Source organism: Sphingobium sp. PAMC28499, assembly GCF_004795815.1.
GTDB lineage: Bacteria > Pseudomonadota > Alphaproteobacteria > Sphingomonadales > Sphingomonadaceae > Sphingobium > Sphingobium yanoikuyae.
Genome location: NZ_CP039248.1, coordinates 495,594 through 507,500 on the forward strand (window position 1 = coordinate 495,594; position 11,907 = coordinate 507,500).

Genomic DNA, 11,907 nt, shown 5'->3' on the forward strand with positions numbered 1-11,907 from the left:
TCATCCATCGACAGCGGAGCGAGCATGGCCGGGACAGGAGCAGGACGGCGGATCACCGCCGCAGGATGGGACATACGCTGGGACGCCGATCAGGCGGCGCAGGCCTATGCCGATGGCTGGTGGCGATCGGACACCGCCGCCGATGCGTTGGCGAACGCCGCCCGCGACACGCCCGACCGCATCCTGCTGATCGACGGCGATCATTGCCTGACCGCTGCGGGCCTGCACGATCAGGCACAGCGTCTGGCGCAGGCGCTGCTGGCGCGCTTCCCGGTCGGCAGCGTCATATCCTTCATGCTGCCCAACTGGCAGGAGGCGGCTGTCATCTATATGGGCGCGACCCTGGCCGGCATGGTCGCCAATCCGATCCTGCCGTCGCTGCGCGACCATGATTTGCGCTTCATCCTGGCGGATGTGGACAGCCGGATGATCTTCGTGCCGGAGCGCTTCCGCGGCCATGATTATGGCGCGATGCTGGAACGGGTGGCGGCGGAGATGGAAAACCCGCCGGAGATCGTCATCGTCCGGGCGGAAGATGGCAAAGTTTGCGCCTATGACGCCCTGTTGTCTTCGGCCCCGACCGGCCGGCCGCTGCCCGCGCTGGATGCCGACGAGGTGCGCATGGTGATGTATACCAGCGGCACCACCGGCCGGCCCAAGGGGGTGATGCACAGCCATAATTCGATCAATGCGCTGATCCGCCAGATCGGCCGCCACTGGCTGGTCGAACCGGGCGACCGCTTCCTGGTGCCCTCCCCGATCAGCCATATCGGCGGGTCGATCTACGCGTTCGAGACGCCGCTGCTGCTGGGCGCGACGGCGATCCTGATGGAACAGTGGAACCCGGACGATGCGGTGCGGATCATGGCCGAAGCCGATTGCACCCATATGGCCGGGGCCACCCCCTTCCTGCAACATCTGCTGGCGGCGGCGCGCGCGGCGGATACGCGGCTGCCAGCACTCAAATTGTTCATCTGTGGCGGCGCGTCGGTGCCGCCGGCGCTGATCCGCGAGGCCGCCGCCTATTTCGAGCAGGCGGTGGTCAGCCGCGTCTATGGATCGACCGAATTGCCGGTCACGACCGTCGGCGTGATCGACCGGGCCGATGTCGCCCATGCCGCCGAGACCGACGGCCGCCCCGGCATCGCCACCGTCCGCATCGCGCCGGATGGCGAGATCCGCGCGCGTGGGCCGCAGATGATGGTCGGCTATATTCACAAGGAGGATGAGGCCGCGAGCTTCGATCCGGACGGCTATTATCGCAGCGGCGACCAGGGCGCCTGGGCCGATGGCGACCATCTGGTGGTGACCGGCCGGATCAAGGATCTGATTATCCGCAATGGCGAGAATATCGCGCCCAGGGAGATCGAGGATCTGCTGGTCGGCCATGACGCCATTGCCGAGATCGCGATCGTCGGCGTCCCCGACGCGCGCACCGGCGAGCGGGCGGTGGCGGTGATCGTGCCGCGCCCTGGCGCCACACCCGATGTCGCCGCGCTGGCCGCGCATCTGGCCGGCCATGGCGTCGCGCGCTTCAAATATCCCGAGGCGGTGGCGCTGTGGGACGCGCTGCCCAAGAATGACGCCGGCAAGGTGCTGAAACAGCAGATCCGCGCCCGGCTGGTGGAAGAGGCCGCACCAGCGGCGTCGTAGGACAATTGGTCCGCTGGCCGCGCGCCCGCCGATCGGGCATGGGCGCGCCATGTTGCGCCATGCCTCCGCCGCCCTGTTGCTGACCCTGAGCCTGATCGGCTGTGCCGACGATCGCCGCGCCGAGCGGTTGAAGGCGGCCGGCCCCAATCCGACGCTGGAAAAGCTGATGACGGTGGCTGACGCCAAGGCCGGCGCCCGCCTGTTCGGCACCTGCGCCGCCTGCCACACCAGCAGCGCCGGCGGCCCCGACACCGGCGGCCCCAATCTGCACGGCATTTACGGCCAGCCGATCGGTCAGCACAGCGCCCGCTTCGGCTATACCGCCGCGTTGCGCGCCAAGGGCGGCGTTTGGGACGACAAGGCGCTCGACGCCTGGATCGCCAATCCGCAGCGCTTCGTGCCCGGCAGCAAGATGCAGTTCAGCGGTATCCCCGACCCGCTCGCGCGCGCCGACCTGATCGCCTATCTGCGCAGCCTGTCGGACTGACCGGCCCCGCCAAAGATACGAATTTTTTGGGGTAGCTGGCGCGCCGGGGGCTTCGTACATCTGGCGCCATGACCAGCGGGATGACAGACGGCCTTTGGGCGCTGACCGAGAAGGAAAAGCAGACGCTGCGCCTGATGGTCCGGGGTCATGACGCGAAATCCATCGCGCGCAGCCTGGACCTGTCGGTCCATACCATCAACGAACGGCTGCGCGAGGCCCGGCGCAAGATGGCGGTGTCGAGCAGCCGCGAGGCCGCCCGCCTGTTGCTGGAAGCCGAAGGCACGCCCGACACGGCGCCCCCCGATTTTCTGGGGGACAGGCTATTGGGGGCAGACGCAGCCCCGGTCGAAGCGGATCAGGACGAGGCGCCGGTAGTCGGCGTGGGGCCGGCCGATCGCCGGCGCCCGATCCTGCCTGGAGTGCTTCTCATGACTTTTGTCCTTGGCTTGCTGGCCCTCGCCGCCCTGCCCGATGCCACCCCCACACCACAAGCGATGCCGGCCGCCGCCCAGGCCCACAATGCCGAAGTCGTCGACGCCGCGCGCCAATGGCTGGCGCTGATCGACCAGGACAAATGGGCCGAGAGCTATCGCGGCACCGGCAGCGCTTTCCAGAAACTCAACACGGTGCAGGTCTGGACCGAGGTGTCGCAGACGATGCGCGGCCGGTTCGGCACCCTCCAGTCCCGCAGCCTGCTGAGCCAGGAGGAACTGCCCGCCCCGCCCCATGGCTATGAAGTGGTGAAATTCCGCGCCAGCTACGCCAACCAGGCGCAGGCGATCGAGACGGTGACGCTGGATCGCGAAAATGGCGCCTGGCGCGTGGTCGGCGTGACGATCGAATAAGGCGGACAGGGGCGCGGATCCGCGCGCCCTTCATGCCCCCGCGGCCGGCGGCGCCCCCAACCGGAAGAACAGCGCGAGTTGCAGGCTTTCCGCGATCCGCTGCGCCTTGTCCTGCAAGGCGGCGGCCGCCGCCGGAACCATGACGGCGTCGGTCGTCTGCGACCAGAGATTCAGCCAATGGTCGAACAGGTCGGGCGTGATCCGGTCGCGATGCGCCATATGCACCGGGACGGGCTGTCCCTTGTAACGGCCCGACGACAGCATCACCGACGACCAGAAATCGACCAGCCGGTCGATATGCGTCGGCCAGTCGTCCACGGCGTCGTTGAAGATCGGACCGAGCCGGTCGTCCGCACGGACGCGGGCATAGAAGCTTTCGACCAGCTGGCGCAGGCTGGCCTCGTCGATCCGTTCCGCCTTCATGGGTTCCGACTCCGCACGGGGATGCCCGATCCATAGCGCATCGACCGCCGGGATTCGACTGGCCGGATACGATCGGCCGGATACAACCGGAACGCGCCCTATTCCCCCGCGACGGCGCGGCCGAAGCTGTAGCGGATGTGATCGACATGGCCCTCCAGCCCGAAGACCAGCGGATCCTGGCTGTCCATGATCGCGTCGATGCGGGCGCCGACATCCTCCGGCGTCCAGCTGGGCTGATAGACGCCCTTGCTTTCGGCGATGAAGGCGCGGGCGACCCGGCCGGCGATCGACACCAGCATCTCGCCGGTGACCGAACAGCTTTCATGCGCCAGCCAGGCGACGACCGGCGAGACCAGTTCCGGCCCCATCGGCGGATATTGGGAGATATCCAGCCCCTCGGCCATGCGGGTGACGGCGCCGGGCACGATGATGTTGGATTTGACTCCTTCGGCCTCCCCCTCCAGCGCCAGCACATTGTTGAGGCCGATCATGCCCGATTTGGACATGCCGTAATTGACGCAATCCCTGTTGCCATAGAGGCCGCCGATCGAGCTGGTGAGGATGATGCGGCCATAGCGCGCCTTGCACATATGCGGGAAGGCAGCGCGCGCGACATGGAAGGCGCCGCGCAGATGAACGTCCAGCACGGCGTCGAAATCCTCCTGGCTGAGCGCCTGCATCGAGCCGTAGCGGACATTGCCGGCATTGTGGATCAGCCCGTCAATCCGGCCATAATGGTCGAGCGCCGCCTCTATGATGGCGCAGCCGCCCTCCGGCGTGGCGACGCTGTCGGTCGAGACGATCGCGTCGCCACCCTGCGCCTGGATCGCGGCAACCACTTCAGCCGCCGGGCCGACGTCGATCCCCTCGCCGCGCACCGCGCTGCCCGGATCATTGACCACGACCCTGGCCCCGCGTGCGCCCAGCAGTTCCGCATAGGCGCGGCCAAGCCCCCGCCCGGCACCGGTGATGACGATGACGCGATCGTCGTAGCGCAGTTCGGACATGAGCGGGCCTTTCGCTGGATTATGCAGATGATGGCGCAGGGGTGACGCGGCGCGCGCGCGGGTTCAAGCCGGGGCGGCGAGGCATCGCCACGGCGGTTCGCCGATGCCCGGCGAAGCGGATAAGAGCGGGGGCAGGACAGAGTAGAGGACAGGATAGATGCAGGTAGCGATCATCACCGGGGCGGGCAGCGGCATCGGGCTCTGCACGGCGAAGATGCTGCATGATGCCGGCATGGCGATCGTCGGCGTTGGTCGCGACCCGGCCAAGCTGGCGACGCTGGAGAGTGCAATCGGCGATCCGGCGCGGGTCGCCACTCTGTCGATCGACGTGACTCAGGATGATGCGCCGGCGCAGATCGTGCAGCTGGCGCTCGACCGGTTCGGTCGCATCGACTTCCTGGTCAACAATGCCGGCGCGGGCAGCCCCAAACCGCTGCACGAAACCGACGACGCCACGCTGGACGGGTTCCTGGACCTGATGCTGCGCGCGCCCTTCCGCCTGGCACGCGAGGCGATCGTCCATATGGGCGAGGGCTGTGGCATCGTGAACGTCACCTCCACCTATGCGGTGATCGGCGGGCGGCGCGGCGGCGCCTATTCGGCGGCCAAGGGCGGGCTGGACGCGCTGACCAAGCATATCGCCTGCGACTATGGGCCGCAGGGCATCCGCGCCAATTGCGTTGCGCCGGGCGTCACCATGACCGACATGGTGCGACACCGGTTCGAGGACGAGATGTTCAAGCGGGTGAATGTGGAGACCACCCCCTTCCCCCGACTGGGCGAGGTGGAGGATGTGGCCAGCACCATCGCCTTCCTCTGTTCGCCCGGCGCCGCCTTCATCAACGGCCAGACGATCGTCGTGGATGGCGGCTGGACATCGACCAAATATCTCTCGCCGCGCGCGCTGACGACGACATGGGTCGAGGCGGAGTAAGGCTACTCTTTGGCCGGCCGCTCGGTTAGGGCGGGCCATGGCCGATGTCCCGATCCTCTATTCCTTCCGCCGCTGTCCCTATGCGATGCGGGCGCGGCTGGCGCTGCTGGTGAGCGGGCAGCCGGTGGCGCATCGCGAAATCCTGCTGCGCGCCAAGCCGACGGCGATGCTGGCCGCCTCGCCCAAGGGGACGGTGCCGGTGCTGGTCCTGCCAGACGGCCGGGTGATCGACGAGAGTCTCGAGATCATGCGCTGGGCGCTGGGCCGGCATGATCCAGAGGCGTGGCTGGCGGGTGACGACGCGGCGCTGATCGCGACCAATGACGGGCCGTTCAAACGGCATCTGGATCGCTACAAATATGCCGAGCGCCATGGCAGCGACCCGATCGCGCATCGGACCGAGGCGGCCGGTTTGCTGGAGGCATTGGAGGCGCGGTTACGCGATCAGGCCCAGCTTTGCGGCGCGCGGCGGACGTTGGCCGACATGGCGATCTTTCCCTTCGTGCGGCAGTTTGCGGCGGTCGAACCGGACTGGTTTGCCGCGCAGCCCTGGGCCGCGTTGCGCGGCTGGCTGACCGGGCATCTGGAATCCGAGCTGTTCGCCCGCGCCATGGTCCGGCACCCGCTATGGGTGGAGGCGGACGCCGGCTAGGCCGGGCCGCAACAGGCGTCGAGGCAGATCTGGCGCAGCAGGGCGATGACGTCGCGGCGCTGTTCGACCGGGATGGCGCGGCCGATCCGCGCCTCATGCGCGTCAAACGCCGCACAGACCTGGCCGTGCAGCGCCTGCCCCTGCGCCGTCAGCGTCAGCGGGATCGCACGGCCCTTGCCCGCGCCCTTCTCCAACAGGCCAGACAGCGCCAGCTTGTTGATGAGCGGCACCAGATTGGCCGGCTGGGCGCGCAGCGCACGGGCGATGTCGCTCTGGCTGCACCCTGGATTGGCACCGATCAGGCGCAGCAAAGTCGCTTCGCCCGGATTGAGGCCAAGCGGCGCCAGCGCCTCGCCCAGCGCGCCGGTGACCGCCGCCGCGGTGCGGCGCAGATGGAAGCCCAGCATCAGGTCGAGCGGGTCGGTAAAGGCGCTGTCGGGATCGATCGTCACCCCGCCACTCTAGCCCCCTTGCCGTGCCGGCTCAAGTCGATATGTTATGTACCATAATATAAGATGGAGAGGAGCGATGTTCATGACGATGCGATTCGCCTTGCCGTTTGTCCTGCTGGCCCTGGCCGGGACGGCAGCGGCCCAGACGCCACAGTCCGATAGCCCGGCGGCTTCCGGCACGATCGAGCCGGATGGCACGGTCCATGTTCCCGGCTTTCGCTTGCCGCCCTCCATCTATCTGAGCGAGGCGGCGAAGAAGGCGCTGCCGCGCACGCCGACCGATCCTGAAGAGCCGATGATGCGCGCGGTCGCCGCCGGGCAGGCCGGCGCGCTGCGCCAGCGCATGCCGCAACTGATCGCACCACGCATCGATGCGCTGAAAGCAATGTACAAGGTGACTACACGCGAGGAACAGATCGCCGGCATAGCGGCCGTGCGCGCGACCCCGGCGACCGGCGTCGCACCGGGCAACCGCAGGAAGATATTGCTCAACCTGCCGGGCGGTGGCTTCATCATGGGCGTGGCCGGCGGCACCGGCATGATGGAATCGATCCCGCTTGCGGGGCTGGCCGGGGTGGAGATCCTCTCCATCACCTACCGCCAGGCGCCCGAGACCATCTGGCCGGCCGCGACCGAGGATGTGACCAAGGTCTATCGCGCACTGCTCAAGACCTACCAGCCGCAGGATATCGGCATCTTCGGCTGTTCGGCCGGCGGGCTGCTGACGGCCGAGGCGATCGCCTGGTTCATCCATGAGAAGCTGCCGCTGCCCGGTGCGATCGGCATTTTCTGCGCCTCGGGCGATGCCCGCTGGGGCGGCGACAGCCAGAGCTTCGCTAGGCCCTTCCAGGCGCTGCCGCCACGCGACGATGTCCGCGCCTATTTCAAGGGTATCGACCGCAGCGATCCGCTGGTGTCGCCGGCGCTGTCACCCACAACGCTGAAACTGTTTCCGCCGACGCTGCTGATCACCGGCACCCGCGCCTTCGAGATGAGCGCGACCGTCAACACCCATCGCGAACTGGTGAAGGCGGGGGTGAATGCGGACCTGCATATGTGGGATGGGCTGGGCCATGCCTTTTTCTACGATCCCGCCCTGCCCGAATCGCGCGAAGCCTTCGACGTCATGACCGCCTTCTTCCGCGATCGGCTGAAGCTGGCGCGCTAGGCCGCGATCGCCCGGCGGCAAAATTCCCATATCTCGACCGCCAGTTCGGATCGACGCTGGCGGTCGGGAATGGCGGCCTCCTCGGCAAGCAACTGGCTGTGGACGGTGGTCGAGACCAGATTATAGACAAGCAGCGCCATCCACGACGGCGGTCCTGCGCGGACCTGCCCCTCTGCCATGCCTTCGGACAGGATCGTGGCAATCAGGTCGATGAGCGGGCTTACCGCCTTTTGCAGTTCGACCGGACGCGCCTCCGCCAGGCGTAGATGCTCGCGGCTGAGCGCCGCGCTCCGGCGCTGGCCGCCTTGCCAATCGCCATCAATGGCTGCGCGACCGATGACGATGGCCGTCACGATATGATGCAAGCGCGCCAGCGGATCCGGCAGGTCGCGCACCTGTTCGCCGAACTGTTCCGCTGCGCGGCGCAGCGTATGGGCAAACACCGCCAGAACCAGATCGTCCTTGCCCGCAAAGCGATCGTATAGCGCCCGACGGGCCAGCCCGGTGCGCTGCAATACGGCACGAATGGTCAGCCCTTCCAGCCCCTCCTCGTCGAGCAGATCATAGGCGGCGGCAACGATCTGCTGGTTGCGATCGTCCAGTTCCGCGATCGCGTCGTCGGTCTGCGGCGCCCGGTACATGCTCATCGATCCTCTCTGCAATAATCGCTTTCCATCTAGCAGCCCGCGGCTATAGTGCCAGCACTGAGAACATCGTTCTCATCGCGAAAGAGATATGGGAGAGTGCAATGGCGACGGTCCTCTTTGTCGAGGCCAGCGGCGCGGAGCATCGGATCGATGTGCCGACGGGCGAGAATCTGATGCGCGCGGCGCTCAACGAGGGGCTGGAAGGCATGGTCGGCGAATGCGGCGGCGGCCTCGCCTGCGCGACCTGCCATTGCTATGTCGAGGAGGATTGGGCCGACCGTCTGCCCGCGCCTGCGCAGACCGAGCTGGACATGCTCGAATGCACCACCAGCGAACGCCGCCCGAGCAGCCGCCTTGGCTGCCAGATCATCGCCAGCGATGCGCTCGACGGGCTGGTCGTCCACCTGCCCGCTGCGCAATATTGAGGAGCCCGATCATGGCAACCACCCAAGCGACGCCGGTGATGGACATTCCCGCCCATGTCCCGCCCGAACTGGTGCGCGAGATCGGCCTCACCACCGGTCCCGAATTTCTCGCCGCGCCCCACGCCTTCATGGCCAAGCTGCACGAGACGCATCCGCCGATCTTCTACAGCGTCAATCCGCTGATCGGGAACAGCTGGTGTACGATCAAGCATGAAGATGCCTTCTTCGCGCTACGCCATCCGGAATATTTCACCACTGCGGGGGCGACCCCCTTCCCGCGCGATCCCAATAATTATTTCCATTTTATCCCGCTGGAGATCGATCCGCCGCATCATCGCAAATATCGCGCAATCCTCGATTCGACCTTCTCGCCGCAAAGCGTGCTGCGCCTCGAAGCCTATATGCGCCGTCTGACCAACGACCTGATCGACAGCTTCATCGATACGGGCGAAGTGGAATTCACCACCGCCTTCGGCCGACCGCTGCCGGTGTCGATCTTCCTCGACCTGATGGGCCTGCCGCAGGAGATGCGCGATACCTTCGTCGGCTGGGCGGTCGACCTGCTCCATTCGCAGGACCGCATGACCGCCGGCCTCGCCATGCGCGGGATCGAGGCCTATCTGGCGCAGGTGATCGTCGAGAAGACGGCCAGGCCTGACGAGGGCGTCATCAGCACCATCATCCAGGCACGGCCGGGCGGCGAACCGCTGAGCGAGCGGGAGATTTTCGGCTTCACCTTCTTCCTGTTCATCGCCGGTCTCGACACGGTGTTCGCGACGCTCAACAATATCTGGCTGTGGCTGGCGCAAAATCCCGATCGGCGGCGCGAGATCATCGCCCATCCCGATCAGATCAATGCCCAGGTGGAAGAATTGCTGCGGGTCTTTTCCGTTACCTTTTCCGGCCGGACCCTGACCCAGGATCTGGAAATGCGCGGCGTGCAGATGAAGAAGGGCGACAAGTTCAACAGCATCCTGCCCGCCTGCAACTATGACCCGGACGTCTTTCCCGATCCGACCCGTGTGGACTTCACCCGGCCGCGCAAGCCGATCCTGGCCTTTGCCGGCGGCGTGCATAGCTGCATTGGGGCGCATCTGGCGCGTCTGGAGGTGAAGGTGGCATTGCGTGAGTGGCTGCGTCGTATTCCGGACTTTGCGGTTCGGGGGGACGCGTTGATCAGTTACTGGCCTGGCGGAGTGGTTGGGCCCAGGTTGGTTCCGCTGGTTTGGTAGGGCGCGGACACAGAAAAGCCGCCTTGGGAATGATCCGAGCCGGCGTGTGTGTGTGATGTGGTTGCGGGAGTAGGATTTGAACCTACGACCTTCAGGTTATGAGCCTGACGAGCTACCGGGCTGCTCCATCCCGCGACACTGGGCTTTTGTGTGGCCCTGACATGCAAAAAGGGCGGCTTTGCGGGCCGCCCTGTTTTGTAACATTGTGATGGGTTTTTGATCCGTTGCTATGCGCGTGCTTCAATGCCTGGCGACGCCCTACTCTTCCAGTGCTTGAGCAATAGTACCATCGGCGCAGACTGGTTTCACGGCCGAGTTCGGGATGGGATCGGGTGGGTCACAGACGCTATGGTCACCAAGCAATGAAGCAGGCGCATAACTGCGGGTTTTTAATCGATACCGTGCACAATTTTGGAGTTTGTATGTTCGTATATCTGGGCTGGCTTAAAACCACGCCATCAGCGCCTTGGCTGTTTCCAGCATTGTCGTTGATGGTGGGACTCTTAAGCGCGAACAGAGCAATTAGGACTGGTTAGCTCCATGCGTTACCGCACTTCCACATCCAGCCTATCAACGTCGTGGTCTACGACGGCTCGATGAAATCTTATCTTGAGGGAGGCTTCCCGCTTAGATGCTTTCAGCGGTTATCCCGTCCATACATAGCTACCCTGCTGCGCCACTGGCGTGACGACAGGTACACCAGAGGTATGTTCAACCCGGTCCTCTCGTACTAGGGTCAACTCCTCTCAAATTTCGACGCCCACGGCAGATAGGGACCAAACTGTCTCGCGACGTTCTGAACCCAGCTCACGTACCACTTTAATTGGCGAACAGCCAAACCCTTGGGACCTGCTCCAGCCCCAGGATGTGATGAGCCGACATCGAGGTGCCAAACGATTCCGTCGATATGAGCTCTTGGGAATCATCAGCCTGTTATCCCCGGCGTACCTTTTATCCGTTGAGCGATGGCCCTTCCACGAGGGACCACCGGATCACTATGACCGACTTTCGTCTCTGCTCGACTTGTCAGTCTCGCAGTCAGGCGGGCTTATGCCATTGCACTCTAACAGACGGTTTCCAACCGTCCTGAGCCCACCATCGCGCGCCTCCGTTACTCTTTAGGAGGCGACCGCCCCAGTCAAACTACCCGCCACAGAGGGTCCCTGCACCGGATAACGGTGCGAGGTTAGACATCAGAAAACAACAGGGTGGTATTTCACCTATGGCTCCACATCAACTGGCGTCAATGCTTCAAAGCCTCCCACCTATGCTACACAGTTCTTTCCTAATGCCACTCTGAAGCTGCAGTAAAGGTGCACGGGGTCTTTCCGTCTAACCGCGGGTACTCCGCATCTTCACGGAGAATTCAATTTCGCTGAGCATATCCTGGAGACAGTGGGGAAGTCGTTACGCCATTCGTGCAGGTCGGAACTTACCCGACAAGGAATTTCGCTACCTTAGGACCGTTATAGTTACGGCCGCCGTTTACCTGGGCTTCAATTCAGAGCTTGCACTCCTCCTCTTAACCTTCAGGCACCGGGCAGGCGTCAGGCCCTATACGTCGTCTTGAAGCCGACTTAGCAGAGCCCTGTGTTTTTGCTAAACAGTCGCTACCCCCTGGCCTGTGCCCCCCATCAAAAGTTGCCTTAAGATGGGGCCTCCTTCTTCCGAAGGTACGGAGGCAATTTGCCGAGTTCCTTCAGGATACTTCTCTCAAACGCCTTGGTATACTCTACCATTCCACCTGTGTCGGTTTAGGGTACGGTCTATACGGTGGGGCTATTTCCTGGGACCCCTTCACTGCCCGGAGCAATCCAATAAGCCCGAACAATTTACGGCATCCGTCACACACCACCAGGCCCACGAATATTAACGTGGTTCCCATCGACTACCCCCTTCGGGCTCGTCTTAGGGGCCGGCTTACCCTGCTCAGATTAGCTTTAAGCAGGAACCCTTGGAATTTCGGCGAGAGGGCATCTCAC

At 64.7% G+C, this 11,907-nt stretch carries 12 protein-coding genes, 1 tRNA gene and 2 rRNA genes (1 of these 15 cut by a window edge); 8 read left to right on the forward strand and 7 right to left on the reverse strand.

Annotated elements, in window-relative coordinates; all coding sequences use genetic code 11:
• Positions 1 to 24 precede the first annotated feature (24 nt).
• From E5554_RS02390 to E5554_RS02400, 3 genes are all read left to right on the forward strand, one after another.
• Positions 25 to 1,653 (forward strand): AMP-binding protein, encoded by a 1,629-nt coding sequence (locus E5554_RS02390; protein ID WP_136185877.1) that lies wholly within the window; start codon positions 25 to 27, stop codon positions 1,651 to 1,653.
• 49 nt (positions 1,654 to 1,702) lie between these two features.
• Complete coding sequence (locus E5554_RS02395) at positions 1,703 to 2,140, forward strand: c-type cytochrome (protein ID WP_136185878.1); 438 nt, start codon at positions 1,703 to 1,705, stop codon at positions 2,138 to 2,140.
• 68 nt (positions 2,141 to 2,208) lie between these two features.
• Positions 2,209 to 2,985: a DUF4019 domain-containing protein gene (locus E5554_RS02400; protein ID WP_136185879.1), complete on the forward strand. Its 777-nt coding sequence runs from the start codon at positions 2,209 to 2,211 to the stop codon at positions 2,983 to 2,985.
• A 30-nt stretch (positions 2,986 to 3,015) separates the two neighbouring features.
• Here the strand turns inward: E5554_RS02400 and E5554_RS02405 are convergent, their stop codons facing one another.
• Positions 3,016 to 3,408 carry a group III truncated hemoglobin gene (locus E5554_RS02405; protein ID WP_136185880.1) on the reverse strand — a complete coding sequence of 131 codons (393 nt, stop codon included), beginning with the start codon at positions 3,406 to 3,408 and terminating at the stop codon, positions 3,016 to 3,018.
• Positions 3,409 to 3,506: 98 nt separating this feature from the next.
• On the reverse strand, positions 3,507 to 4,415 hold the full coding sequence (locus E5554_RS02410) for an SDR family NAD(P)-dependent oxidoreductase (RefSeq protein WP_136185881.1): 909 nt from the start codon (positions 4,413 to 4,415) through the stop codon (positions 3,507 to 3,509).
• Between the two features lie 157 nt (positions 4,416 to 4,572).
• Here E5554_RS02410 and E5554_RS02415 point away from each other — a divergent pair, with 157 nt between their 5' ends.
• Together E5554_RS02415 and E5554_RS02420 are read left to right on the forward strand one after the other, a co-directional pair.
• A complete protein-coding gene (locus E5554_RS02415; protein ID WP_136185882.1) occupies positions 4,573 to 5,349 on the forward strand; it encodes an SDR family oxidoreductase in 777 nt (258 codons plus the stop codon).
• Between the two features lie 37 nt (positions 5,350 to 5,386).
• Positions 5,387 to 6,001 carry a glutathione S-transferase gene (locus E5554_RS02420; protein ID WP_136185883.1) on the forward strand — a complete coding sequence of 205 codons (615 nt, stop codon included), beginning with the start codon at positions 5,387 to 5,389 and terminating at the stop codon, positions 5,999 to 6,001.
• On the opposite strand, the gene E5554_RS02425 is transcribed toward E5554_RS02420, so the two are convergent.
• Positions 5,998 to 6,453 carry a MarR family transcriptional regulator gene (locus E5554_RS02425; protein ID WP_136185884.1) on the reverse strand — a complete coding sequence of 152 codons (456 nt, stop codon included), beginning with the start codon at positions 6,451 to 6,453 and terminating at the stop codon, positions 5,998 to 6,000. The genes E5554_RS02420 and E5554_RS02425 overlap by 4 nt on opposite strands.
• 82 nt (positions 6,454 to 6,535) lie before the next feature.
• On the opposite strand from E5554_RS02425, the gene E5554_RS02430 reads away from it, so the two are divergent.
• On the forward strand, positions 6,536 to 7,621 hold the full coding sequence (locus E5554_RS02430) for an alpha/beta hydrolase fold domain-containing protein (RefSeq protein WP_136185885.1): 1,086 nt from the start codon (positions 6,536 to 6,538) through the stop codon (positions 7,619 to 7,621).
• Here the strand turns inward: E5554_RS02430 and E5554_RS02435 are convergent.
• On the reverse strand, positions 7,618 to 8,268 hold the full coding sequence (locus E5554_RS02435; protein ID WP_237235285.1) for a TetR/AcrR family transcriptional regulator: 651 nt from the start codon (positions 8,266 to 8,268) through the stop codon (positions 7,618 to 7,620). The two genes, E5554_RS02430 and E5554_RS02435, sit on opposite strands and share 4 nt — an antisense overlap.
• 101 nt (positions 8,269 to 8,369) lie before the next feature.
• On the opposite strand from E5554_RS02435, the gene E5554_RS02440 reads away from it, so the two are divergent.
• A complete protein-coding gene (locus E5554_RS02440) occupies positions 8,370 to 8,693 on the forward strand; it encodes a 2Fe-2S iron-sulfur cluster-binding protein (protein WP_069337270.1) in 324 nt (107 codons plus the stop codon).
• A gap of 11 nt (positions 8,694 to 8,704) precedes the next feature.
• Positions 8,705 to 9,925, forward strand: coding sequence for a cytochrome P450 (locus E5554_RS02445; RefSeq protein ID WP_136185886.1), 1,221 nt, complete (start codon positions 8,705 to 8,707; stop codon positions 9,923 to 9,925).
• Between the two features lie 58 nt (positions 9,926 to 9,983).
• Here the strand turns inward: E5554_RS02445 and E5554_RS02450 are convergent.
• The 3 genes from E5554_RS02450 to E5554_RS02460 all read right to left on the reverse strand — a co-directional run.
• Positions 9,984 to 10,060, reverse strand: a tRNA-Met gene (locus E5554_RS02450).
• Positions 10,061 to 10,170: 110 nt separating this feature from the next.
• Positions 10,171 to 10,285 (reverse strand): 5S ribosomal RNA (rrf, locus tag E5554_RS02455).
• A gap of 143 nt (positions 10,286 to 10,428) precedes the next feature.
• Positions 10,429 to 11,907 (reverse strand): 23S ribosomal RNA (locus E5554_RS02460); it runs 1,313 nt beyond the window's last position.